This is a genomic window from Frigidibacter oleivorans (genome assembly GCF_003993775.1).
Classification (GTDB): Bacteria; Pseudomonadota; Alphaproteobacteria; order Rhodobacterales; family Rhodobacteraceae; genus Frigidibacter; species Frigidibacter oleivorans.
The window spans coordinates 303,904-325,776 of sequence record NZ_RJRZ01000001.1 but is presented as its reverse complement, the minus strand read 5'-3'; the positions used below and the strand labels follow the sequence as shown (position 1 = coordinate 325,776).

Genomic DNA, 21,873 nt, shown 5'->3' with positions numbered 1-21,873 from the left:
TGCTATACTTCGCAGTGGGTCAATCCCTCAGGGTGCACCCCGCTGCATAGTGGTTCGGAGGCAATTCAGCCTGTCGAAGCGACGAACCCTGTGCCGCCCACTCTAGCGAGAGCGGCTCCATAAGGCGCGCCAACGTCACCGCTGGCCCGTGTCTGCCGTCCAGTATCGCTTCGACGATGTCCGGTGCCAGCAGCGTCAGGCGAAGGACGCGGGTCAGATAGGAGGAGGCAATCCCCTCACGTTCGGCCAGTTCGGCAATGGAGGCGAACTCGCCCGATTCCAGCATCCGCTTCCAGCGGAATGCACGCGCCAGCGCCTTGACCAGCGTGCTGTCGGTCCTCGCCGGGCGCGTCCCGCCTTCTGGCAACTGCATTTCCTTGCGCCCGCCGCGCTTCACGACGCGGAACGGGACGTGGAGCGTCACAGTCTCGGGGATCGGCGTCCCGCGAGTCATGCCGCCGCGCTCCTGCTGTCAGCCAGCATCTCGCGCGTGAGGCCGCCGAGGCCGTCCACCCGCAGACGGACGTTGAGACCGTTCGTGCCGATGTCCACGCGCGCGACCAGCAGCGCCAAGATGCGCGCCTGCTCGGCGGGGAACAGTTCGTCCCACAGCGGATCGAGCTGCTGGAGGGCCGAACGGGCGTCGGCCTCGGTGATGTCGGTGACGTCGGCGCGGGCCGCCTTCCAGGTCCCCGCAACAATCTCCGGCTGGCGGAACACAGCGCGAAGCTGGTCGATCACGGCGGCCTCGATCTCGCCCGCGGGCACACGGCCGACTGGGCATGATCCGGCGCCGTGTTTCAACACCGTCTGGCTGACGTAGTAGCGGTACAGCCGTCCGCCCTTGCGGGTGTGGGTTGGCGAGAACGCGGCGCCATCGGGGCCGAAGAGCAGCCCCTTCAGCAGCGCGGGCGTGTCGGCGCGGGTGCGCGCGGCGCGTTTTCGGGGGCTTTCCTGCAGGATGGCGTGGACGCGGTCCCACGTCGCGCGGTCGATGATCGCGTCGTGCTCGCCGGGATAGCACTCGCCCTTGTGGACCGCCTCGCCGATGTAGGCGCGGTTGCTCAGCATCCGATAGATGTATTTCTTGTCTATCCGGTTGCCGCGCGGCGTCCGGATGCCGCGTGCGCCGACCTCTCGCGCCAGTTCCGTGCAGGACCCGATCTCGAGGAAGCGGGCGAAGATCCAGCGGACCTGTTCGGCCGCCTCATCGTCGGTGATCAGCTTCCGGGCTTCCACCCGATAACCATGGGGCGGCACGCCCCCCATCCACATGCCCTTCTTTCGGCTCGCGGCGACCTTGTCGCGGATGCGTTCGGCCGTCACTTCGCGCTCGAACTGGGCGAAGGACAGCAGGATGTTCAGCGTCAGCCGCCCCATGGACGTGGTCGTGTTGAACGACTGCGTGACCGAGACGAAGGTCACGCCATTGCGGTCGAAGACCTCGACCAGCTTGGCGAAATCGGCCAGCGACCGGCTGAGGCGGTCGATCTTGTAGACGACGACGACATCGACCAGCCCGTCCTCGATGTCCTCCAACAGCCGCTTCAGGCCGGGTCGCTCCAGCGTGCCGCCGGAAATGCCGCCGTCGTCATACTGATCGCGGACCAGCACCCAGCCCTCGGAGCGCTGGCTGGCGATGTACGCCTCGCAGGCCTCGCGCTGGGCGTGGAGGCTGTTGAACTCCTGTTCCAGCCCTTCCTCGGAGGATTTTCGGGTGTAGACGGCGCACCGCAGCTTGCGGACGACCTTCGATTTTTCGGGCGGCTTCGTCATGTCTCCCGGCCCTCCGTTCGCGCTCCGGGCGTTCGCGGCTGCGAACGATCCACTGGATCGTCCGCTGGCCTTCGGCCACCGCCGCTCACCCCCCTGTGGTTCTTGAGCCCGAAGAAGACCCACCCGTTCCAACGCGTGCCGGTGATCGCGCGGGCGATGGCGGACAGCGACTTGTAGGGCCGCCCCTGCCATTCGAAGCCGTCGGCGGTGACGGTGACAATCTGCTCGACGCCGTGCCATTCGCGCAGCAGCCGCGTGCCGGTGATGGGGCGGTCGCGGTCGGCGCGGATGCCGCGCTTCTTCCTGTCGCCGCCGTCCAGCTCCTCGCCCAGCCGTTCAATCCGCCGGATCGTCTCCGGCTTCAGCCCGCCATAGGCCAGTTCCTGGATGCGATAGGCCAGGCGGGACTCCAGGTAGCGCCGGTTGAAGGGCGGCGGCTCGCTGTCGAACAGGTCGCGCCACTGTTTCTTCAGGTCGGGCGTCGGCGTGGTCTTGAGCGCGGCCAGGCGCACGGGGATGGGATCGGGCTTGTTCATGCATTTCTCCGGTGAGTTGGAGTTGCATGACGGCATTGGTCGGGCGGATAGTGTAGGCAGCGTTCTCCGGTGTCGTCAGATACTTCGCCCCCGTCCCGCATCCGCAACCGAACCAGCCCGAGCGCCAGCAGGCCGCACAGCTCGGCGCGGCGTTCTGCGGGGGTCATCTGGTCGGGCGGGAGCGGATTTGGGCGTTTCAACTTGGTCTCCGTCATGCGGCGCTTGGCTGCAGCGCGCTCTGAGAGAGAAAAGCCAAGTGGTCGGCCTGATCGGGACAGCTGCCGTCAGAAGAGCCTGATACCGGGAATCCGAGCCGCATAAACCGGCCTCAAGGGGCCCCCCATAGGTCATCCGTGTCCCGGGGTTCCATATGCTTGTTATGCGCCTTCACGTTCTCCTGCGTAACTGACGTCTTAATCAGGAGACGCGGACGACTTGGGGGACTGGATGCGTGTGTCTGCACCCCCAGGACACAAACGTCCACTTTCCGAGCCTTGTGTGGAGCCCCGGCAGGCTGCATTTATGAGGCAAGGAGAACACAAATGACCGAACAGAATCAATCAGAAACGGAAGCCCCGCCCAAGAAGCAGCGCCGATCCGCCAATGCGGACAAGTGGGGCGGGAAGGTGATGGAGCAGGGTTTCTGCATGATCCCCTCGTTGCTGCTGCGTGCGCAACGTCGGCTGCATCTGAACCCGTCTCAGCTCGCCGTGCTGCTGCAGATCATCGACCACTGGTGGGATGCCGCCCGCAAGCCGTACCCGAGCAAGAAGGAGCTTTCCTCCCGCCTCGGCATCAGCGAGCGCCAGGTTCAGCGGTACATCACCGACCTGGAAAACGAAGGGCTCCTGCGTCGGCACGAGCGCTACGGCGAACACGGCGGAAGGCAGACCAATATGTACGACCTGCAGGGCCTCGTCGACAAACTCGCCGAAATCGAACCCGAGTTCCGCGAGGCGCGCGAGTTGGCGCGCAAGAGCCGGAAGGCTGCTGCCTCTCCCGGCTGGCGTCCCAAGAAGAAGACGGGGGCTGACAAGGACGCCCCCAGCTAAGCCCGACTGATCCAGTCCACCTGAAGACCTCACCACGAAGCAGCAAGATGCGCTGCTTCGAACGATCCCGCACGTCCAGTTTTTCGAAGGCCACGAAGGAAGGCGCCGGATGAACCAACATTCCAAACACAGCATCGATCGGTCGCGTCGCCCTTTTGGGGGCGGAGCCGGCGCCATGGACGCCGAATTCACGCGGGAGTGGCGGTGCCATGACTGCGGGAGGCTCCTCGGCAAGACCAACGGCAGTCAGATGCAGATCCGCCGGAAGCCCCTCGATTATGTCGTCGGGTTTCCGGTGCTTGCGACCTGTCCCGGCTGCGGGTCGCTGAACGTGACGAACAAGCCGTAAGCGCGCGGCAACGCGCGCCCCCACCCAACCCTCTGAAACCCAAGAGACGCGCGACGTCCTGACCTGGCCACGAGAAGGCGCCGGACGCCTGGCCGCAAGGCAGGCGTCCAATGTCCATCGCGTGGCACGCGATCCGCGATCACCTTACGGATTCATCTTCCAAGCTTCACTTCCAACGCAGTTTCGACGCCATCCGGCGCACGCAGGCCGCCTTAGCGCCGTTCCGCGATCCGGCGGCCCTGCTGGACGGGCTGCATAGCACCCCCGGCGATCCCGCCCGGAAAAACCTGATCCTCTCCGCGCTCGTCAGGGCGGCGCAGGGCGACGGGCCCGCGTCCGACTGCGCCCTGACGATGCTGTTGCTGGCACTCTGGCCCGGCCTCGACGCCATCCGGCGCCGGTCGCTCTGGCGCAGTCTCGGCACCGCCGACGAGGTCGCGTCCGACGTGCTGGCGCGCACCACCGAGGCGGTCCGCAGCCTCGACCTTGGGCGCGTCAACTGGATCGCGGCCACAGTGCTGCGCAACGTCGAGCGCGACATGATCCGCATGCGCCGGCGCGACACGGTGCGCGAACATCTCGCCAGCGGCGCCGATCTCGACGAGGTGGCGGACAGCGGCGACAGCGGGATCGGCGCGGCCGGGTACGCACGGCTGAACGGCGCCGTGCGGAAGCTGCTCGGCGACGACGCGCTGCTGGTGATCCGTGTGGCGATCGAAGGCTTCTCGCAGGCGGAAGTCGCGGTCGAGCTGGGCCTGACCGAGGCCGCCGCCCGCAAGCGGTACCAGCGCGCCATGCGCCGGCTGCACGACGCCCTCGAGGACATCCCCTGAGCGGATGTCCCGATCCGGTCCCGCCGATGGCTTTTCCCATTCGAGCGCCCCGAGCGCCTTCCCTCCAACCGAAAGCAGACACGCATGAACCGCACTGCCGATCTGTCGCTCGAGGATTTCAGGCGTCTTCCGGGGCTCTATCGCCGCTGGGAGCTGACCGAGGTCTGCGAGCCCAACCGCAACTATCAGATTGAGGACGCCGGCGCCCATGCCGACGGGACGCCGTTGCTGGCGATCTACGTCGCCGAGCCCGCGCCCGACGTCCGCGAGGCCGCGTGATGGGCCTCCTCGATCACCTCATCCCACGGAGAAAAGCCATGCCGGACCAGCCGGACGACATCACCCGTCTTCGCAAGGCGAGCTACGCGCTCGAAGACCTCCCCGAAACCATCGCCTTCCCGCAGCGCGCCGGAGACGAGCCGCGCGAGCCGCTGCCGGTCGTCGAGGCGACCGTCGACGAGATCGCCTTCGCGATCGTGGAGGCGGAGCGTGAGAGCACGGCCGCTTACCGCCGCGCCGACGCGCTGAAGCGGCTCTACAAGCTCGCTCGCGAAGCGGGCTGCGTCGGCGCCGACCGCGCCGCCACGGCGGTGCTGAAGAAGGAGGGCCAGTGATGGCCCTTCCCATCATCGGCGCCGACGAACGGCTCGCGCAGCGTAAGGGCATCAAGGGCGTCATCTTCGGCCGGTCCGGCATCGGCAAGACCAGCCTGCTCTGGACGCTGAACGCCTCGACCACGCTTTTCCTCGATCTCGAGGCCGGGGATCTGGCGGTCGAGGGGCTGGAGATCGACACGCTCCGTCCCCGCACCTGGAAGGAATGCCGCGATTTTGCGGTGTTCATCGGCGGGCCGAACCCGGCGCTGCGCGAGGATCAGCCCTACAGCCAGGCGCATTTCGACGAGGTCTGCGGCCGCTACGGCGATCCGGCGGTGATCGGGAAATACGAGACCGTCTTCATCGACTCGATCACCGTCGCCGGGCGGCTCTGCTTCCAGTGGTGTCGCGGCCAGCCAGAGGCCTTCTCGGAGAAGACCGGCAAGCCCGACATCCGCGGCGGCTACGGGCTGCATGGCCGCGAGATGATCGGCTGGCTGACCCACCTGCAGCACACGCGCGGCAAGCATGTCTGGTTCGTGGGCATCCTCGACGAGCGGCTCGACGACTTCAACCGCAAGGTCTTCCAGCCGCAGATCGATGGCTCGAAGACCGGGCTCGAACTGCCGGGCATCGTCGATCAGGTCATCACCATGGCCGACATCCCGGACCCGGGCGGCCAGCCGCAGCGCGCCTTCGTCTGCCAGACGCTGAACCCTTGGGGCTATCCGGCCAAGGACCGCTCGGGCCGCCTCGACAGGGTCGAGGCCCCGCATCTCGGCCGGCTGATGGAGAAGATCCAGCGCCCCGCAGCGCCTGCCTCCGAACGCCTGACATGGCCGCCGGTGACCCCGGCCGATCCCGCGCCCGCTGAGGAGCCCGGCCATGGCTGAGCGCCTCAGGCCATGCCCGGTGTCCCGATCCGGTCGCCGGGGTGGCTTTTCCCCACTGACGCCGCTGCGCGTCCCATCCTCCAACTGAAAGGAGCCGCGCAATGTCCGGACCCTGGAACGACTTCAACTCCGCGCAATCCAACACAAACGTCATCCCGAAGGGCACGCTCGCAAAGGTGCGCCTGACGCTCCGCCCCGGCGGCTTCGACGACCCCTCGCAGGGCTGGACCGGCGGCTGGGCGCGCCGCGCCGCCACCGGCGCCGTCTACCTGGACGCCGAATATACCGTGCTCGAAGGGCCCTACGCCCGGCGCAAGGTCTGGTCGCTGATCGGCCTCTACAGCCCGAAGGGCCCGGACTGGGCGAACATGGGGCGCGGGTTGATCCGCGGCATCCTCAACTCGGCGCGCGGCGTGTCGGACAAGGACAACTCGCCCGAGGCGCAGGCCCGCCGCCGCATCAACGGGTTCGGCGATCTCGACGGGGTCGAATTCGTCGCCCGCATCGACATCGGCACCGACACCAACGGCGAGGACAAGAACGAGATCCGCGCCGCGGTCACGCCCGACCATCGCGACTACGCCGCGCTGATGGGCACGGTCGCGCCGCAGTTCGCCGCCGCCCCGGCGCAGGGCCAGGCCCCGCAGCAGACCGCCACGGCCACCCAGCCCAGCCAGCCCGCGTCCGCCCCCGGCGCCGCCGGTCGGCCGAGCTGGGCGCAGTAAGGGAGACACCGGCCATGCGCCTGCGCCCCCGCCAAAAGACCTTCGTCGAGCGCAGCGTGGCTGCGCTCGCCTCCCGCGGCAACACGCTGGGTGTGGCGCCCACCGGCGCGGGCAAGACCATCATGCTCTCGGCGGTCACCGGCGAGATGATCGGCGACGGCGCGAAGGCCTGCGTGTTGGCGCATCGCGACGAGTTGACTTCGCAGAACCGCGCCAAGTTCCAGCGCGTGGTGCCGGGCGTCGCCACTTCGGTGATCGACGCCACCGAGAAATCCTGGAACGGCCAGGTCGCCTTCGCCATGGTGCCGACGCTGGCGCGGGCTTCGAACCTTGCCGACATGCCGCGTCTCGACCTGCTGGTCGTGGATGAGGCGCACCATGCCGTCGCCGACAGCTACCGCCGCATCATCGACCGCGTGCGCGAGGCCAATCCCGACGCCCGCATCTTCGGGGTCACGGCGACGCCGAACCGGGGCGACAGGAAGGGTCTGCGCGGGAAGTGTCAGAGCAAACTGGCTTGAGCGAGGCAGGGCGGGCGCGTAGCCTGCTGCCATGACCCAGAACCGTAGCCCGTTCCGCTATTTCAAGACGTCTCCGGAGATCATCCGCCTTGCGGTGATGATGTATATCCGCTTTCCGCTGTCGCTCCGGAACGTGGAGGATCTGCTGCACGAGCGGGGTGTCGAAGTCAGCCATGAGACGGTCCGCTACTGGTGGAACCGGTTCGGGCCGATGTTCGCGGCGGAGATCCGGAAACGCCGGGTTCAGGGCATGCGGTCGAGCCGGTGGCGCTGGCATCTGGACGAGATGTTCGTGAAGATCAACGGCAAGCAACATTACCTCTGGCGGGCCGTCGACCACGAGGGCGAGGTGCTGGAGAGCTACGTCACGGTCATACGGGACAAGGCCGCGGCGTTGAAATTCCTCAGGAAATCGATGAAACGACACGGTCGGCCCGGGGAGGTGGTGACGGATCGCCTCCGGACCTACGGCGCCGCTTTGAAAGAAATGGGGCGAGGCGACGACCGCGAGATGGGGCGGTGGACGAACAACCGCGCCGAGAACTCACATCTGCCATTCCGAAGGCGGGAGCGGGCGATGCAACGTTTCCGGCGGATGCGATGTCTGCAGAAATTTGCCTCCGTCCACGCCTCGGTTCACAACCACTTCAACCAGGAACGCAGCCTCTCCTCGCGCTCGATCTTCAAACAGAACCGTGCCGCCGCCCTCGCCGAGTGGCGCGGCCTCTTCGCGGCCTGATGGGTCAGCTTGCCTGCCCTTGCAGAGACCGCGTCGCATTAGTCTGACAACTCCGTCTCAGGACTTCGGGCACGATGAACACGGCGGCGTTCGGCCGGATGCCGACAACCAGCTTGCCGGACAGTCCCTTCCGCATGAGCGTGACCTGCTCTGTCGCCCGCGCGAGAATGGAATTCATCGACCTTGCATAGGCAATCAGCGCCTTGCCGCATTCGGTCAGCTCGATACCCCGGCGGTCGCGAACCAGCAGTTTCGCTCCGAACGACTGCTCGAGGATCGACATGCTCTTGGACAGCGCGGGCTGCGAGACGTTCAGGAGTTCGGCCGCCCGCGTGATCGAGCCGCAGTCCGCAATCACGACGAGTTCGAGAAGGCGTTTGGGGTCTGGCTTTGTCAATCGGGAACTCCGGTCTGCGCTGTTCCCGTCAGGTCACTCGGATCGACCGGCAGGGCCTGAGCACGTTCTGCAATGACAACGCAGTGAGTGAGATGGCTGGGGCGCCAGGATTCGAACCTGGGTATGGCGGTACCAAAAACCGCTGCCTTACCACTTGGCGACGCCCCAACTGGCGCGCTGTCTACCGAAGCCGCCGGGGGGCTGCAAGCCAAAACTTTCGGCGCCCGCGCGGCCTCGACGGCCGGTCCCGCCGCGGCCGCTGCCCCCGTTGCGGGCCTTCCCCGCGCGGGCTATGGCGGGGCATGGAACGCTGTGACGTGCTGATCCTCGGGGCGGGCGCCGCCGGGCTTTTCGCCGCCGCCGAGGCCGCGCGGCGCGGGCGGCGGGTGGTGGTCATCGACCATGTCGACCGCCCGGGCGAGAAGATCCGCATCTCGGGCGGGGGGCGCTGCAACTTCACCAACCTGTCGACGGCGCCGGACCGCTTCCTGTCGCGCAATCCCCGATTCGCGCTGTCGGCGTTGCGCCGGTTCACGCCCGCGGATTTCATCGCCCGCGTCGATGCGGCGGGCATCGCCTGGCATGAAAAGACGGCGGGGCAGCTCTTCTGCGACGGGCGGGCCAGCCAGATCGTCGACATGCTGGTGGGCGGGGCCACGGCGGCCGGGGCGCGGCTGGTGACGGGCTGCGCCGTCGACGGCGTCACCCGCGAGGGCGGCCTGTTCCGCACCGCCACCGCCCGCGGCATCGTCGAAAGCGACCGGCTGGTGGTGGCGACGGGGGGCAAGTCTATCCCGAAGATCGGCGCCACCGGCTTCGGCTACCGGCTGGCGGAACAGTTCGGCATCCCGGTGGTCGAGACGCGACCCGCGCTGGTACCGCTGACCTTCGCCGAACAGGAGCTGGCGCGGCTGAAACCGCTGTCGGGCGTCGCTGTCGAGGCGCGGGTGGGCTGCGGGCGCACCGGCTTCGACGAGGCGCTGCTGTTCACGCATCGCGGCCTGTCCGGTCCGGCGATCCTGCAGGTGTCGAGCTACTGGCGCGAAGGTCAGGCGATCACCGTCGATCTGGCGCGGGGGCAGGATGCGGGCGCGGCACTCCGGCAGATGCGTCAGGCCGGCGGGCGGGTGGCGCTGGCCACGGCGATGGCGCGCCTCGTCCCCGAGAAGGTGGCGGGGCTGGTCCTCGACGCGGCGGGGCTCGATCCTTCCGCGCGGCTGGCCGATCAGGGCAATGCCGTGCTCGACCGGCTCGCCGCGGTGCTGCACGGGATGGAGCTGAAGCCGGTCGGCACCGAAGGCTATCGCACCGCCGAGGTGACGCTGGGCGGGGTCGATACCGACGCGCTCGACGCCCGCACGATGGAGGCGAAGGCGGTGCCGGGGCTGCATTTCGTGGGCGAGGTGGTCGATGTCACCGGCTGGCTCGGGGGCTACAACTTCCAGTGGGCCTGGTCCTCGGGCTGGGCGGCGGGGCAGGCGGTCTGACGGCCTCCCCCTTTACCCGATCCGGATATCCGCCGGGTCGGCGCAAGCCCCCCGCACGCGGCGTCAGACGCGCAGCGGATCGGCCTTGGCCAGCCGGTCGAAGCCCATCAGCAGGTCCACCAGCTTCGGCATCTCGTCCAGCCGCACCATGTTCGGCCCGTCCGAGGGCGCGCGGTCGGGGTCCTCATGCGTCTCGATGAACACCCCGGCGATGCCCAGGCTGACCGCCGCCCGGGCCATGGCCGGGGCGAACTCGCGCTGCCCGCCGGTCGATCCGCCCTGGCCGCCCGGCTGCTGCACCGAATGGGTGGCGTCCATGATCACCGGCCAGCCGGTCGCGGCCATGATCGGCAGGCTGCGCATGTCGGCCACCAGCGCGTTATAGCCGAAGCTGACACCGCGTTCGGTCAGCAGGATGCGGTCGTTGCCGGTGCTTTCCACCTTCTCGGCCACGTTCTTCATGTCCCAGGGGGCCAGGAACTGGCCCTTCTTGATATTGACGGCGCAGCCGGTCGCGCCCGCCGCCAGCAGCAGGTCGGTCTGCCGGCACAGGAAGGCGGGGATCTGGATCACGTCCACGATCGCTGCCGCCGTCACCGCCTGTTCGGCGTCGTGGATGTCGGTCAGCACCGGCATCCCCATCGCCTTCACCGCTTCCAGCACCTTCAGCCCCGCGTCGATCCCGAGGCCGCGCTTGCCGGACAGCGAGGTGCGGTTGGCCTTGTCGTAGCTGGCCTTGAAGACATACTGCGCCCCCGCCGCGGCACAGGCCTCGGCCATCCGCCCCGCGATCATCTGGGCATGGTCGAGGCTTTCCAGCTGGCAGGGGCCGGCGATTGCCGTCAGCGGCAGGTCGTTCCCAACGGTCAGCCCGCCGATGCGGACCTCTTTCATCGTCGTCATGGCAGTCTCCTCAGGCCGAGACCTGTTCCTTAAGGATCGAGGCGGTCAGCGACAAGATAAGGTAGAGCCCGGCGAAGATCAGCATGGCGACCAGCGTATTCTCGAAGGCACGGGGGTAGGTCGGCTCGTCCGGCGGCAGCGGCCGCACGCCGGTGGACAGATAGCGCACCTGCTTGTTGGCCTCGATCCGCGCCACCTCCATCTGCTGCGCGGCCTGGCTCAGCAGCAGTTGCCGCGTTTCCAGCTCCGCCTCGGCGATCCGCAGCTGCCCGGTGATCGAGGCGAGCGAGGCCGATCCCCCCGCACCCACGGTCAGCTGCGCGCGCAGCGTGCGGATCAGGTCTTCCAGCCGGGCGATGTCGCCCTCGACCCCGGCGACGCGGGCGGCATTGGGCTGCGCGTTGTCCAGCAATTGCTGGCGTTGCAGCCGCTTCTGCGCCAGTTCCACCTCGAAGGTGCCGATCTGGCCCATCACCACCGAGTTTTCGGAAATCGGGTCCAGGACCCCCATCTTTTCCTGCAGGTCCAGCACCCGGGCCTGCGCCGCCTGCACCTTGGCCTCGGCATCGGCATAGCTGTCGCGGGCGCCTTGCATCTGGTCCTCGCGCAGACGCTGGGTCAGGTGGTCCACCTGTTCCTCGGCATAGCCGATCAGCGCCTCGGAGAATGCCGCCGACACGGCCGGATCGGCGGCAATGACTTCCATCTTCACGATGCCCTCGGTCGGGTCATAGCCGATGCGGACATTGCGCTTGTAGGCGCGATAGGCGGCCTCGTCGGTCGCGTCCGCCTCCAGCCGCTGGATCGGGTCGATCCCCGGCTGCGACCAGTGCGCCCGGAAGCCGAGGTCGTTGTCCAGCCGCAGCATCGCCTCGCGCGATTGCAGGTAGCCCTGCACGGTGATCGAATCCTGGCTGGTGGCGAATTGGGTGCCCGAGAACAGCGATCCCAGCCCCGACACCTGGCTTTCCGCCTGCTGGATCACGAATTCCGACCGCGTCGCATACAGCGGCGTTGCCATCACGAAGTAATACCACGCGGCGACGAAGGTCGGCAGCGCCACGAAGAAGGCGAGCCGGGTCATCAGCAGCACCAGCTTGCGCCGCCGCCGCCGGGCAATGTCCTGCTGTACCTTCAGGATTTCCGAGGCGCGCTGTTCGGCGGACAGGGGCCTGGGCGGTGCCGGCGGGGGCAGCGGCTGGCCCGGCAGCTGCGGCGCCTGCCGCACCGTCTGCGGCAGGTTGACCTTCTGCGCATCCGCCTCGCTGACCACGAGGTCGAGCATGTTCGACCGCTGGAACGGGTCGATGCCCCGCCGGCGCAGCAGGCGCACCGCCTCGAAATCCGAGGTGACCTCGATCCCGTGGCGCTGCGCCACCCGGCGCGCCATCCGCAGCTGCCGGCCGGTCAGGCCCTCGGACCGGATCTCGGCGATCTCCTCCTCGACCGTGCGTTCGCCGGGGGCGAGCAGCGCGCCCCGCTGCGCCGCCGCCGCGGTGGGGAAGGGCTCGGGGCCGAAGCCGTCCTCGGTGCCGGCCAGCAGCAGATCCTCGTCCCGCGCCGCTGGTGCGGGCGCGGGCGAGGGCACCAGCGCCGCCGCCCGGGCGGGCCGGGCGCCTTGCGCGACGGGCTGCGGTGCGGGCGCGGCGGTCCGGGGCGTGGGCGTGCCGCGCAGCACCTGCACGGAGGGGGCCGCGACGGAGGCCAGGGCTGCAGCGTCCGCCGCGCCGGTTACCGGCGCCTCGGCCGGCTCGACACCGGGGGCCGGCGGCGCCTCGACGGGGCTGCGGCGGATGCGGAATTTTCTAGCCTTGGGTGGAGTAGTCATAAAGCTGTCTTGCCTCTTCCAAGGTATCGAACATGTGAAGCTGCCCGTCGCGCAGCACCGCCGCCGAGCGGCAGAACTTCTCCAGCGTCGAGGCCTGGTGCGAGACCACGACGACGGTGGAATTCTGCAGCCGGTCGCGCAGGATCGAGCCTGCCTTGCGGTTGAACTCCGCATCGGTCGTGGCGGGCATGCCCTCGTCGATCAGGTAGATATCGAATTCCAGCGCCAGCAGCAGCGAAAAGGTGAAGCGCGACCGCATCCCCGAACTGAAGGTGCCGACCGGCATGTCGAAATATTCGCCGATCCCGCACAGCCAGCGGCTGAACGCCTCGACATAATCGGGGTCGAGCCCGTAGAGCCGGGCGATGTAGCGCGCGTTCTCGGTTGCGGTGTGCTTGCCCACCACCCCGCCCATGAAGCCCAGCGGGAAGGACACCCGGCAGGTGCGGGTGATCGTGCCCTCGTCGGGCTTTTCCAGCCCCGCCATCATGTTGATGATCGTGGTCTTGCCGGTGCCGTTCGGGGCGAGGATGCCCAGCGAATTGCCGAGCTCGACCCGGAACGAGGCACGGTCGAGGATCACCTTGCGTTGCCGACCGGTCCAGAAGGACTTGCTGACGGTGTCGAATTCCAGCATCCGCTGCCGCTCCGGTCGCGCGAAAGGTCTGTTGCCCGCTTCCGGCGCCGTCGCGGGACCTGACGGATGACTATTCGCCCATTTGGCCCGTATTATGGCGAAAAACCGGAACGACGCACAATGTGCTGCAGGGCCGCGGCACCCCGCCGCGGCCCCGCTGCGTCTCAGTAGTCGACCTTCTGCACGCCCAGAAGGCGGCCGGCGGCCAGCGCCACCGCCGCGGCGAAGAAGCTGAACAGCGCGCCCATCTTCGCCGCGTCCTGCACCGGGCCGGGATCGAAGGCGACCGAGGCCACGAACAGCGCCACCGTGAAGCCGATCGCCGCCACGCAGCCCAGCACGAAGACGTCGCGCAGGGTCATGCCCTCGGGCAGGCCGAAGCCCAGCACCCGCGCGCCCACCCAGCCCATCAGCAGGATGCCCGCCGGCTTGCCGATCAGCAGCCCGGCCAGAACCAGCCAGGTCGGCTCGGAGATCGCGCTGAATTCTACCCCCGCGTTGAGCAGGCCGAAGAACAGCAGGATCACCTCGACCGGCACCTTCAGCGCATGTTCCATGCTGTTCAGCAGGTCGTGCAGATGTTCCTCCGCCTCGGCGAACATGCCGAAGCCGCGGTCGGCATGCGGGATCGTCGGCACGATCGGCAACAGGCCGAGCGCCGGGTGGATGCCCGCCTCCTGAAAGCCGTACCAGCTGATGCAGCCGGCGATCAGGTAGGGCCAGAAGGACAGCGTCTTGCGCACCCAGACGGAGACGGGCTGCAGCTCGCGCCCGCGGTCCAGTTTGAGCGGCAGCCAGTTTGCCAGCACGAAGACCGCCGCCGCCGCCCCGAAGGACAGCAGCAGCCATTCCGGTGCCAGTTCGCCCGAGGGGTAGAAGATCGCGAGGATCAGGAGCCCGCCGGCATCGTCGGCGATGGCCAGCAGCAGCAGGAAGCGGATCGCCGGATGCCCCGCGCCGAAGACCATGCGCCCCACGAGATAGGAAAAGGCGATGTCGGTCGCCGTGGGGATGGCCCAGCCCTGATGCACCTGCTCGAAGACGCCGAGTACGGCGGCGATGCCCAGATAGACGGCGACCGGACCCACCATCCCGCCCAGCGTCGCGATCAGCGGCGTCGCCGCCTTCTTGCCGCGCAGCGATCCTTCCTCGAGGATGATCGCCTCCCACACTTCCTTGGCGGCGATGGCGAAGAACAGCGCCATCAGCACGTCGTTCACCAGATAGTGCAGCGTCAGCGTGCGGTGGATCTCGCCGTTGACCTCATGGGCGTGGCCGATGAAGAAATCCTCGATCAGGACGAAGTCCACCACATGGTGATAGGTGTCGGGCGAGACATTGGCCCAGACCAGCGCCAGCAGCGCCCCCCCGATCAGCAGCAGCGAATAGGTGCTGACGAAATCCCACACGCGGTACATCCGGCTCTCCTTGTCTCCCCGTCGGTTCCGCTTAGCGGATGGGTTCCCGGTCGGCAACATGCGCGAGCCGTTCCCAGCCTTTCAAGGGTCGCCGCCGATCCCTAGGTATGGGGGATGTCGCCCGCCCGCCGCCCCGCCGCCATCTCATCCCCCGCCGCCGCCGATCCGGGGGCGGGTGCGGCGCTGGTCCGGCAGATCGGCGCGTGCCGGCTTTGCGCCGACCGCTTCGCCGCGACGGCGACGGGCCATGCGCCGCGGCCGGTGGTGTGGTTCGATCCGGCCGCGCGCCCGCGCCTCCTGATCGTCGGGCAGGCGCCCGGGCTGCGTGTCCATGCGGCGGGCCGCCCCTTCGCCGATGCCTCGGGCGACCGGCTGCGCGACTGGCTGGGGATGCCGGCCGAGACGTTCTATGACCGCGCGCGGGTCGCCATCGTGCCGATGGCCTTCTGCTTTCCGGGCTATGATGCCAAGGGGTCCGACCTGCCGCCGCCGCCGCTCTGTGCCGCGACATGGCGGGCGCGGGTGATGGCGGCGGTGGGGCCGGTGCCGCTGACCCTGCTGGTGGGCGGGCATGCGCAGCGCTGGCATCTGGGGGCGCCGGCGGTGGCGGGCGGGGTGGGGGCCACGGTCGCGCGCTGGACCGATCACGCGCCCGCCGTCTTTCCCTTGCCGCATCCGTCCTGGCGGAATACGGGATGGCTGAAACGCAATCCCTGGTTCGCGGAGGCGCTGCTGCCCGCGCTGCGCGACCGGGTCCGGGAGGTGCTGACCCCATGACCGAGGGCCTGACCACGGTGCTCGACCTCGCCCATGCCGCGATGGAGGCGGCGCCAGAGGATGACGCCGCGCGCCTGCGCTTCTATGAACGCGTGGCGGATGCGGAACTGTTCCTGCTGCTGGCGGACGAGGCCGAGGGCGACCGGATCGCGCCGCGGCTGTTTCCGCTGGAGGACGGGCCTTTCGTGCTGGCCTTCGACCGCGAGGAGCGGCTTGCGGAATTCGCCGACGGCCCCGCGCCTTATGCCGCGCTGCCGGGCCGGGTGGTGGTGCGGATGCTGGCCGAACAGTCGATCGGGCTGGGGCTGAACCTCGGCGTCGCGCCCTCGGAAATCCTGCTGCCGCCCGAGGCGCTGGTCTGGCTGGCGCAGACGCTGGCGGCAGAGCCGGGCGCGGCAGAGGCGCTGCCGCAGACCTTCCTCGCCCCCGGCCGGTTGCCGCAGCCGCTGCTAGCGGCGCTGCAGGCGAAGCTCGCGATGATGGGGGGGCTGGCCGCGGCGGCGCTGCTGGCCGGGGTCGCCTATGCCGACGGACGGCAGGGCCACATGCTGGCCTTCATCGGCGCGGCCCCGGCGGCGGAACCCGCGCTGGCCAAGGCGGTGGCCGAGGCGCTGACCTTCTCGGGCATCGAGGCGGGCGAACTGGACGTGACTTTCCTGTCCGCCGACAGCGCCGCCGCCCGGGCGATGGCCCGGGTGGCGCTGCGGCTCGACCTGCCGCAGCCCGAGCAGCCTGCCGAACCCGCGGCGCCCGGCCCCAAGGGACCGGGAATGGACCCGACGAAGCCGCCGATCCTGCGCTAGTAGGCCCGGCCCCGTTCCACCAGATGCAGCAGGGGCTCTCCGGCCTCGCCCCTGCGGATGTTCTCGGCGATCACCCGTGCGGCGGTCCCGGGCCGCGTCTCGGCGGCGATATGCGGCGTCACCGTCACGCCCGGATGCGCCCAGAACGGGTGGTCGGCGGGCAGCGGTTCCTGCCGGAACACGTCCAGCGTCGCATGGCCCAGATCCCCCGCATCCAGCGCCGCGATCAGCGCCGCGTCATCGAGGATCGGCCCCCGCGCGGCATTGATCAGCACCGCCCGGCGCGGCAGCCGCGCCAGCCGGGCCGCATCCAGCAGGTTTTCCGTCTGGGCTGTCAGCGGCAGCAGGATCACCAGGATCTCGGCCGTCGACAACGCCTCGTCCAGCCGGTCGATCCCGGCCAGGCACAGCGCCCCGGGCAGGAAGCGCGGCTGCCGGCTCCAGCCCGTGACGCGGAAGTTCAGCGCGCCGAGCGCCGCGGCCGCCGCCTGTCCCAGCTCGCCCAGCCCGAGGATCGTCACATCGCGCTCGCGGGCCAGCTTCTGCCCCCGCTCGGGCCGCCACGCGCCGGCGGCGTTCTGGATATGCCGGTCCAGCCCCAGATGATGGCGCATCACCTGCGCCACCACATATTCGGTCATCGCCTCGGTCATCGCCGGATCGACCATGCGGGCGATGGGCTGGGTCAGCGTCGGGTTGCCCACCAGCTTTTCCACCCCGGCCCAGAGGTTCAGCACCGCCTTGACCTTCGTATAGGGGCGGAAGTCGTCGACGACCGCGGCATTGGCCGTGACCAGATAGTCGACGGTCGCGGGATCGACGGCATCGGGCGTCACCCGCGCCGCCACCCCCGCATCGGCCAGCGCCTGCGCCAGCGGCGCCTCGTAGCTGGACCACAGGTCGCGGTCGGCGGCGAACTGGACGAGAACGGTCATCGGCATCTCCGCTGGCTGGTTCTGGCGCCTTGATGCCGCGTCCGGCCGGGGAAGGGAACCCGCCAGCGGCGCGGCGGTCAGCGCGGGCGGTGGATATGCGCGCTTTGCACCAGTCCGAAGGCCACCAGCAGCACCATCATCGCCGACCCGCCATAGGAGACCAGCGGCAGCGGCACCCCCACCACCGGCGCCAGACCCATCACCATCGACATGTTCACCGCGAAGAACAGGAAGAACGTCCCCGCGATGCCGATGGTCAGCAGCGACGAGAAGCGGTCCTTGTTGTTCACCGCCGAGATCAGGCAGAAGGCGATGATCAGCGCGTAAAGCAGCAGCAGCGAGAAGGCGCCCACGAAGCCGAATTCCTCGGCCAGCGTGGTGAAGATGAAGTCGGTATGCTTTTCCGGCAGGAAGTTCAGCCGCGACTGCGTGCCCTGCATGAAGCCCTTGCCCGCCCATCCGCCCGAGCCGAGCGCGATCTTCGCCTGGCTGATGTGATAGCCGGCGCCCAGAGGGTCGGTGGACGGGTCGAGGAAGGTGTCGATGCGCAGGAACTGATAGTCGTGCAGCAGCTGCCACGGCGTCCCCCGCGACATCATCACCACCGCGACCAGGCCCACGACCGCCACGATCACCACGGCGAAGTAGATCCAGCTGACGCCCGCCGCGAACATCACGATCGCGCCCCCCAGGCTGACCTGGATCGCGGTGCCGAGGTCGGGCTGGGTCAGCACCAGGCCCACCGGCAGCAGGATCAGCAGGGCCGGGATCGCCACCCACAGGGGGCGCGAGCTGCGCTTGACGTCGAGCCAGTCGTAATAGGCGGCCAGCAGCATCACGATCGAGATCTTCATCAGCTCCGACGGCTGCAGCATGATGAAGCCGAGGTTGATCCACCTCTGCGCGCCCATGCCGACATGGCCGAAGAATTCCACGATCAGCAGCAGCACCAGCGACACGAGATAGGCCAGCGCCGCCATGTTGCGCCAGAACCAGATCGGCACGAAGCCCACGATGAACATCAGCACCAGCCCGACGGCAAAGCGCTTCATCTGCGGTTCCGCCCAGCGGTCGAGATTGCCGCCCGCCACGGAATAGAGCATCAGGAACCCGGCCGAGGCGACCGCCGTCAGCAGGATCACCAGCGGCCAGTTGATGTAGAAGACCTTGCGCAGCCCGGCGGGCACGGTCTTCACGTTGTATTCCAGATAGCTCATCCCCGGCGGTCCCCGATGGTCACGCGCGCGTCGGCGTCGAAGGCCCGCTGTCGTCGGGCGCGATCAGCGGCAGGCTGCGCCGCTGTTCCTCGATCTTCTGGCGCTGGCTTTCTGGATAGGCGGTCAGCGCGGGCAGTCCGCCCGACAGCGCCTGAAGCAGGATGTCCCGCGCAATCGGCCCCGCGACAGACGACCCGGCCGAGCCGTGCTCGACCACCACCGACACCGCCACGCGCGGCGCCTCGGAGGGGCCGAAGCAGACGAACAGCGCGTGGTCGCGCCGGTTCCACGGCAGCTGGTCGTTGCTGACGACCCCGGCCGCCCGTTCCGCCGCCGTGATGTTGCGGACCTGGCTGGTGCCGGACTTGCCCGCCATCGTCATCCGGTCGTCCACCACGCGGATGCCATAGCCGGTGCCGCCGCGCGTGTTGACCACCGCATGCATGCCGCGCCGGACCGCGCGCAGATGCGCCTCGTCGATGCCCAGCGGATCGGCGGGCAGCACCGGCACCTCCACTCCCTCGATCGAGCGCACCAGCCGCGGCTGCACCGCCCGCCCGGTCGAGATGCGGGCGGTCATCAGCGCCAGTTGCAGCGGCGAGGCCAGCACATAGCCCTGACCGATGCCGGCATTGAGCGAGTCGCCCACCAGCCAGTCGGCGCCGTGACGTTCCATCTTCCAGGCCTTGGTCGGCATCAGCCCCTCGGCCACCGCCGACATCGGCAGGTCGTGGCGCACGCCCAGTCCCAGCATCCGGCCCATTTCGGCGATGGCGTCGATCCCCACCCGCTTGGCCAGTTCGTAGTAATAGACGTCGCAGGAATGCTGCAGGCTTTCGGTCATGCCGACCGAGCCGTGGCCGCCCCGCTTCCAGCAGTGGAAGCGGCGATTGCCCAGTTCGGTATAGCCGGGGCAGTAGATCGTCTCCTCGGGCCGGACGACGCCGGCCCTGAGCGCGGCCAGCGCCACCACCATCTTGAAGGTCGATCCGGGCGGGTAGGTGCCCTGCACCGACTTGTTCGCCATCGGCCGGTGATCGTGGCTCATCAGCGCGGAATATTCCGCCGTCGAGATGCCGCGCACGAAGCTGTTCGGGTCGAAGCTGGGCGAGGAGGCGATGGCCAGGATGTCGCCGCTGTCCACGTCGATGGCGACGGCGGCGGCGCTTTCCTCGCCCAGCCGGGCCTGCACGTAGTTCTGCAGGTGCATGTCGCAGGTCAGCTGCACCCGCGCGCCGGCCTGCCCCTCGACGCGGTCGATCTCGCGCATGACGCGGCCGAGCGCGTTGACCTCGATCCGCTTGGTGCCCGCCTTGCCGCGCAGCTGATCCTCCAGCTTCGCCTCGACCCCGATCTTGCCGATCTGGAACTTCGGGATCTGCATCAGCGGGTCGGGGTTCTCCATCTTCGACAGGTCATAGTCGCTGACCGGCCCGACATAGCCGACGATATGGGCGAAGTCGGGGCCCAGCGGATAGTGCCGCGACAGCCCGACCTCGGGCGTCACGCCGGGCAGGGCCGGGGCATTGACCGCGACCCGGCTGAAATCCTCCCAGTCCAGACGCTCGGCCACGGTGATCGGCACGAAGGCCGACCGGCGTTGCGATTCCTTCAGCGTGCGGTCGATATCCTCGGCCGACAGCGGGATCAGCCGGGCGAGGCGGTGCAGCACATCCTCGACATCGCCCGCATCCTCGCGGGTGATGACAACCCGGTAATTCTGCTCGTTGCCCGCCAGAAGCGCCCCGTTCCGGTCGTGGATCAGCCCGCGCGCCGGCGGGATCAGCCGGATGTTGATGCGGTTTTCCTCGGCCAGAAGGCGGAAATCCTCGGCCTCGTCCACCTGCATGTGATGCATCCGCACGCCCAGCACCGCCACGAAGGCGGCCTGCGCCGTGCCGAGGATCAGCGCGCGGCGGGTGATCCGCCGGGCGCTTTCCTGGGTGTCCTTGGGCGAACGTCTCATGTGCGGCCCCCGGCTCCGTCGAGTTCGGCGGGCTGGACGCCGAACAGATAGCGCGACCCCGCCACCACCAGCGGATAGGCGACAAGGGTCATCACAAGCTGCAGCAGCGTCAAGCCCAACCCCGGCTGCGGCACCATCGTGATCGCCAGCAGCACCCGGTTGCCCAGAACCACCGCCGCCGTCACCGCCGCGACGAAGGACCATTCGGCCAGGAAGGGCAGGCTGCGCATCATCGGCCGCCGGTCGCGCAGGAATTCCGCGGCCAGCAGCACCAGCAGCGTCCACAGGCCCGGCGGGCGCATCGTCAGCAGGTCTTCCAGCAGGAACACCGCCGCAAGTGCCAGCGGCGGCACGCAATCGGGCCGGCGCAGCACCCAGGCGAAGGTCAGGCACAGCAGCAGGTCGGGGCCGGGGATGCCCCCCGGCGCCGTCGACAGCGGCAGAAGCCGCAGGAACAGCAACAGCGCCGCCACCCCCAGATAGAGCGCGCGGAACGACCAGCGATGCGCGGTGACCGGGTCGATCATGGCGCGGGCGTCCCGGCAGAGGCCTGCGCCTGCGCATCGGCGGGCAGGACGGGCGGCGACTCGGGCGGGATCAGCGCCCCGGTTTCGGTGATCCGTTCCGCCGGGTGACTGCGCAGCACCCGCAGGAAATCGAGCCGTTCATAATCCGCCGCCATCCGCACCCGCAGCCGCCGGTCGGTTCCCTGCGCCACCTGCCCGACCAGCATGCCGGCGGGGAAGACGCCGCCATCGCCGGAACTGACGACGCGGTCGCCGGGCCGCACCTGTTCGGGGTTCTCGATGAATTCCAGCGGCGGCGCGGCGGTGTTGTCGCCGGCGAGGATCGCCTTTTGCCCCGTGGGCTGGATCGTCACCGGAATCCGGCTGGTGGAATCGGTCAGCAGCAGCACCCGGCTTGTCGTCTCGCCCACGCCCGAGATGCGGCCGACCAGCCCCAGCCCGTCCATTGTCGCCCAGCCGTCCACGATCCCGTCCCGCGCCCCCACGTTCAGCAGCACCGACTGCCGGAACGGCGAGCCGCTGTCGGCCAGCACCACGCCCGAGACGCTGGTCAGTTGCGGGTCCAGCCGCACCTGGTTCTGCGCCAGCAGCTTGGCATTCTCCTGCTCCAGCTGCACCGCCGCCTCTTTCCAGGCCTTCATCTGCTGCAGTTCGCGCCGCAGCTCCTGATTCTGTTCGTAGATGCGCGCATAAGAGCGGAAGCCCTCCGCCATCTCGACGGTCTTGGTGACCGGCAGCAGCGCCCAGTCCATGCTGGGCACCACCCGGTCGATCAGCGCAGCGCGGAACCGTTCGACGCGCGGGCTGTCGATCCGCCAGACAAGGAAGGTTGCGGCCAGCACCAGCACCAGCACCGCAATCAGGATGCGGCGCACCGGCCCGGCAAAATCGATGTCGGTGTTGCGGTTGCTGGCCACGGTCGATCCTTCGGCGGGGCGGGTCCGGCGGGCAGGTCCGG

Annotated in this window: 24 protein-coding genes, 1 tRNA gene and 1 pseudogene; 12 read left to right on the top strand and 14 right to left on the bottom strand. The window is 68.9% G+C overall.

What is annotated here, in order from left to right:
• Positions 1 to 19 precede the first annotated feature (19 nt).
• From EEY80_RS01690 to EEY80_RS01680, 3 genes and pseudogenes are all read right to left on the bottom strand, one after another.
• A complete protein-coding gene (locus EEY80_RS01690) occupies positions 20 to 454 on the bottom strand; it encodes a hypothetical protein (RefSeq protein ID WP_126974813.1) in 435 nt (144 codons plus the stop codon).
• On the bottom strand, positions 451 to 1,776 hold the full coding sequence (locus EEY80_RS01685; RefSeq protein ID WP_126974812.1) for a recombinase family protein: 1,326 nt from the start codon (positions 1,774 to 1,776) through the stop codon (positions 451 to 453). The genes EEY80_RS01690 and EEY80_RS01685 overlap by 4 nt, the downstream gene beginning before the upstream one ends.
• An 89-nt stretch (positions 1,777 to 1,865) precedes the next feature.
• Positions 1,866 to 2,312: pseudogene (locus EEY80_RS01680) on the bottom strand (DUF2924 domain-containing protein); the annotation flags it as partial.
• Between the two features lie 542 nt (positions 2,313 to 2,854).
• Here EEY80_RS01680 and EEY80_RS01670 point away from each other — a divergent pair.
• The 9 genes from EEY80_RS01670 to EEY80_RS01635 all read left to right on the top strand — a co-directional run bounded on the left by EEY80_RS01670 (position 2,855) and on the right by EEY80_RS01635 (position 8,020).
• Positions 2,855 to 3,364 carry a helix-turn-helix domain-containing protein gene (locus tag EEY80_RS01670; RefSeq protein ID WP_126974811.1) on the top strand — a complete coding sequence of 170 codons (510 nt, stop codon included), beginning with the start codon at positions 2,855 to 2,857 and terminating at the stop codon, positions 3,362 to 3,364.
• 175 nt (positions 3,365 to 3,539) lie between these two features.
• Positions 3,540 to 3,713, top strand: coding sequence for a hypothetical protein (locus EEY80_RS19955; protein WP_164738101.1), 174 nt, complete (start codon positions 3,540 to 3,542; stop codon positions 3,711 to 3,713).
• A gap of 110 nt (positions 3,714 to 3,823) precedes the next feature.
• Complete coding sequence (locus EEY80_RS01665; protein ID WP_126974810.1) at positions 3,824 to 4,546, top strand: RNA polymerase sigma factor; 723 nt, start codon at positions 3,824 to 3,826, stop codon at positions 4,544 to 4,546.
• A gap of 84 nt (positions 4,547 to 4,630) precedes the next feature.
• Positions 4,631 to 4,825: a hypothetical protein gene (locus tag EEY80_RS01660; RefSeq protein WP_018303655.1), complete on the top strand. Its 195-nt coding sequence runs from the start codon at positions 4,631 to 4,633 to the stop codon at positions 4,823 to 4,825.
• A 38-nt stretch (positions 4,826 to 4,863) separates the two neighbouring features.
• Positions 4,864 to 5,160 carry a hypothetical protein gene (locus EEY80_RS01655; protein WP_126974809.1) on the top strand — a complete coding sequence of 99 codons (297 nt, stop codon included), beginning with the start codon at positions 4,864 to 4,866 and terminating at the stop codon, positions 5,158 to 5,160.
• The gene (locus tag EEY80_RS01650; RefSeq protein ID WP_126974808.1) at positions 5,160 to 6,035 is read left to right on the top strand and encodes an ATP-binding protein; all 876 of its coding nucleotides are present in this window, start codon (positions 5,160 to 5,162) and stop codon (positions 6,033 to 6,035) included. The genes EEY80_RS01655 and EEY80_RS01650 overlap by 1 nt, the downstream gene beginning before the upstream one ends.
• A gap of 101 nt (positions 6,036 to 6,136) precedes the next feature.
• Positions 6,137 to 6,760 (top strand): hypothetical protein, encoded by a 624-nt coding sequence (locus EEY80_RS01645; protein WP_126974807.1) that lies wholly within the window; start codon positions 6,137 to 6,139, stop codon positions 6,758 to 6,760.
• A gap of 14 nt (positions 6,761 to 6,774) precedes the next feature.
• On the top strand, positions 6,775 to 7,281 hold the full coding sequence (locus tag EEY80_RS01640; RefSeq protein WP_235829675.1) for a DEAD/DEAH box helicase: 507 nt from the start codon (positions 6,775 to 6,777) through the stop codon (positions 7,279 to 7,281).
• Between the two features lie 31 nt (positions 7,282 to 7,312).
• Positions 7,313 to 8,020 (top strand): IS6 family transposase, encoded by a 708-nt coding sequence (locus tag EEY80_RS01635; RefSeq protein ID WP_126974806.1) that lies wholly within the window; start codon positions 7,313 to 7,315, stop codon positions 8,018 to 8,020.
• Positions 8,021 to 8,024: 4 nt separating this feature from the next.
• Here the strand turns inward: EEY80_RS01635 and EEY80_RS01630 are convergent, their stop codons facing one another.
• Together EEY80_RS01630 and EEY80_RS01625 are read right to left on the bottom strand one after the other, a co-directional pair.
• On the bottom strand, positions 8,025 to 8,417 hold the full coding sequence (locus EEY80_RS01630) for a LysR family transcriptional regulator (RefSeq protein ID WP_126974805.1): 393 nt from the start codon (positions 8,415 to 8,417) through the stop codon (positions 8,025 to 8,027).
• Positions 8,418 to 8,510: 93 nt separating this feature from the next.
• A tRNA-Gln gene (locus tag EEY80_RS01625) sits at positions 8,511 to 8,585 on the bottom strand.
• Positions 8,586 to 8,719: 134 nt separating this feature from the next.
• Between EEY80_RS01625 and EEY80_RS01620 the strand changes: the two genes are divergently transcribed.
• The gene (locus EEY80_RS01620; RefSeq protein ID WP_126974804.1) at positions 8,720 to 9,904 is read left to right on the top strand and encodes a BaiN/RdsA family NAD(P)/FAD-dependent oxidoreductase; all 1,185 of its coding nucleotides are present in this window, start codon (positions 8,720 to 8,722) and stop codon (positions 9,902 to 9,904) included.
• A gap of 63 nt (positions 9,905 to 9,967) precedes the next feature.
• On the opposite strand, the gene kdsA is transcribed toward EEY80_RS01620, so the two are convergent.
• From kdsA to EEY80_RS01600, 4 genes are all read right to left on the bottom strand, one after another.
• On the bottom strand, positions 9,968 to 10,798 hold the full coding sequence (gene kdsA, locus EEY80_RS01615) for a 3-deoxy-8-phosphooctulonate synthase (RefSeq protein WP_126975083.1): 831 nt from the start codon (positions 10,796 to 10,798) through the stop codon (positions 9,968 to 9,970).
• Positions 10,799 to 10,817: 19 nt separating this feature from the next.
• On the bottom strand, positions 10,818 to 12,635 hold the full coding sequence (locus EEY80_RS01610; protein WP_126974803.1) for a capsule biosynthesis protein: 1,818 nt from the start codon (positions 12,633 to 12,635) through the stop codon (positions 10,818 to 10,820).
• A complete protein-coding gene (locus EEY80_RS01605; protein WP_126974802.1) occupies positions 12,613 to 13,272 on the bottom strand; it encodes an ABC transporter ATP-binding protein in 660 nt (219 codons plus the stop codon). Before EEY80_RS01605 ends, EEY80_RS01610 begins: the two co-directional genes overlap by 23 nt.
• 164 nt (positions 13,273 to 13,436) lie before the next feature.
• Positions 13,437 to 14,690 (bottom strand): Na+/H+ antiporter NhaA, encoded by a 1,254-nt coding sequence (locus EEY80_RS01600; RefSeq protein WP_126974801.1) that lies wholly within the window; start codon positions 14,688 to 14,690, stop codon positions 13,437 to 13,439.
• Positions 14,691 to 14,804: 114 nt separating this feature from the next.
• On the opposite strand from EEY80_RS01600, the gene EEY80_RS01595 reads away from it, so the two are divergent.
• On the top strand, positions 14,805 to 15,467 hold the full coding sequence (locus tag EEY80_RS01595; RefSeq protein WP_126974800.1) for a uracil-DNA glycosylase family protein: 663 nt from the start codon (positions 14,805 to 14,807) through the stop codon (positions 15,465 to 15,467).
• Entirely contained in the window at positions 15,464 to 16,270 is an 807-nt protein-coding gene (locus tag EEY80_RS01590) for an SseB family protein (RefSeq protein ID WP_126974799.1), read from the top strand. The genes EEY80_RS01595 and EEY80_RS01590 overlap by 4 nt, the downstream gene beginning before the upstream one ends.
• On the opposite strand, the gene EEY80_RS01585 is transcribed toward EEY80_RS01590, so the two are convergent.
• The 5 genes from EEY80_RS01585 to mreC form a co-directional block, all read right to left on the bottom strand.
• On the bottom strand, positions 16,267 to 17,205 hold the full coding sequence (locus EEY80_RS01585; protein ID WP_126974798.1) for a 2-hydroxyacid dehydrogenase: 939 nt from the start codon (positions 17,203 to 17,205) through the stop codon (positions 16,267 to 16,269). The genes EEY80_RS01590 and EEY80_RS01585 overlap by 4 nt on opposite strands.
• Positions 17,206 to 17,282: 77 nt before the next feature.
• Positions 17,283 to 18,422 carry a rod shape-determining protein RodA gene (rodA, locus tag EEY80_RS01580; protein ID WP_126974797.1) on the bottom strand — a complete coding sequence of 380 codons (1,140 nt, stop codon included), beginning with the start codon at positions 18,420 to 18,422 and terminating at the stop codon, positions 17,283 to 17,285.
• 19 nt (positions 18,423 to 18,441) lie between these two features.
• Positions 18,442 to 20,388: a penicillin-binding protein 2 gene (gene mrdA, locus EEY80_RS01575; protein WP_126974796.1), complete on the bottom strand. Its 1,947-nt coding sequence runs from the start codon at positions 20,386 to 20,388 to the stop codon at positions 18,442 to 18,444.
• Complete coding sequence (locus EEY80_RS01570) at positions 20,385 to 20,915, bottom strand: rod shape-determining protein MreD (RefSeq protein ID WP_126974795.1); 531 nt, start codon at positions 20,913 to 20,915, stop codon at positions 20,385 to 20,387. Before EEY80_RS01570 ends, mrdA begins: the two co-directional genes overlap by 4 nt.
• Positions 20,912 to 21,832 carry a rod shape-determining protein MreC gene (mreC, locus tag EEY80_RS01565; RefSeq protein ID WP_126974794.1) on the bottom strand — a complete coding sequence of 307 codons (921 nt, stop codon included), beginning with the start codon at positions 21,830 to 21,832 and terminating at the stop codon, positions 20,912 to 20,914. The genes EEY80_RS01570 and mreC overlap by 4 nt, the downstream gene beginning before the upstream one ends.
• Positions 21,833 to 21,873: the final 41 nt, after the last annotated feature.

Coding starts and splice junctions, on each gene's coding strand:
- kdsA (WP_126975083.1), bottom strand. CDS start 10,798: ATGAAAGAGGTCCGCATCGGCGGGCTGACCGTTGGGAACGACCTGCCG.
- EEY80_RS01640 (WP_235829675.1), top strand. CDS start 6,775: ATGCGCCTGCGCCCCCGCCAAAAGACCTTCGTCGAGCGCAGCGTGGCT.
- EEY80_RS01620 (WP_126974804.1), top strand. CDS start 8,720: ATGGAACGCTGTGACGTGCTGATCCTCGGGGCGGGCGCCGCCGGGCTT.
- EEY80_RS01660 (WP_018303655.1), top strand. CDS start 4,631: ATGAACCGCACTGCCGATCTGTCGCTCGAGGATTTCAGGCGTCTTCCG.
- EEY80_RS01600 (WP_126974801.1), bottom strand. CDS start 14,690: ATGTACCGCGTGTGGGATTTCGTCAGCACCTATTCGCTGCTGCTGATC.
- EEY80_RS01605 (WP_126974802.1), bottom strand. CDS start 13,272: ATGCTGGAATTCGACACCGTCAGCAAGTCCTTCTGGACCGGTCGGCAA.
- EEY80_RS01670 (WP_126974811.1), top strand. CDS start 2,855: ATGACCGAACAGAATCAATCAGAAACGGAAGCCCCGCCCAAGAAGCAG.
- EEY80_RS19955 (WP_164738101.1), top strand. CDS start 3,540: ATGGACGCCGAATTCACGCGGGAGTGGCGGTGCCATGACTGCGGGAGG.
- EEY80_RS01690 (WP_126974813.1), bottom strand. CDS start 454: ATGACTCGCGGGACGCCGATCCCCGAGACTGTGACGCTCCACGTCCCG.
- rodA (WP_126974797.1), bottom strand. CDS start 18,422: ATGAGCTATCTGGAATACAACGTGAAGACCGTGCCCGCCGGGCTGCGC.
- mrdA (WP_126974796.1), bottom strand. CDS start 20,388: ATGAGACGTTCGCCCAAGGACACCCAGGAAAGCGCCCGGCGGATCACC.
- EEY80_RS01595 (WP_126974800.1), top strand. CDS start 14,805: ATGTCGCCCGCCCGCCGCCCCGCCGCCATCTCATCCCCCGCCGCCGCC.
- EEY80_RS01590 (WP_126974799.1), top strand. CDS start 15,464: ATGACCGAGGGCCTGACCACGGTGCTCGACCTCGCCCATGCCGCGATG.
- EEY80_RS01585 (WP_126974798.1), bottom strand. CDS start 17,205: ATGACCGTTCTCGTCCAGTTCGCCGCCGACCGCGACCTGTGGTCCAGC.
- EEY80_RS01570 (WP_126974795.1), bottom strand. CDS start 20,915: ATGATCGACCCGGTCACCGCGCATCGCTGGTCGTTCCGCGCGCTCTAT.
- EEY80_RS01610 (WP_126974803.1), bottom strand. CDS start 12,635: ATGACTACTCCACCCAAGGCTAGAAAATTCCGCATCCGCCGCAGCCCC.
- EEY80_RS01650 (WP_126974808.1), top strand. CDS start 5,160: ATGGCCCTTCCCATCATCGGCGCCGACGAACGGCTCGCGCAGCGTAAG.
- EEY80_RS01645 (WP_126974807.1), top strand. CDS start 6,137: ATGTCCGGACCCTGGAACGACTTCAACTCCGCGCAATCCAACACAAAC.
- EEY80_RS01635 (WP_126974806.1), top strand. CDS start 7,313: ATGACCCAGAACCGTAGCCCGTTCCGCTATTTCAAGACGTCTCCGGAG.
- EEY80_RS01665 (WP_126974810.1), top strand. CDS start 3,824: ATGTCCATCGCGTGGCACGCGATCCGCGATCACCTTACGGATTCATCT.
- EEY80_RS01685 (WP_126974812.1), bottom strand. CDS start 1,776: ATGACGAAGCCGCCCGAAAAATCGAAGGTCGTCCGCAAGCTGCGGTGC.
- EEY80_RS01655 (WP_126974809.1), top strand. CDS start 4,864: ATGCCGGACCAGCCGGACGACATCACCCGTCTTCGCAAGGCGAGCTAC.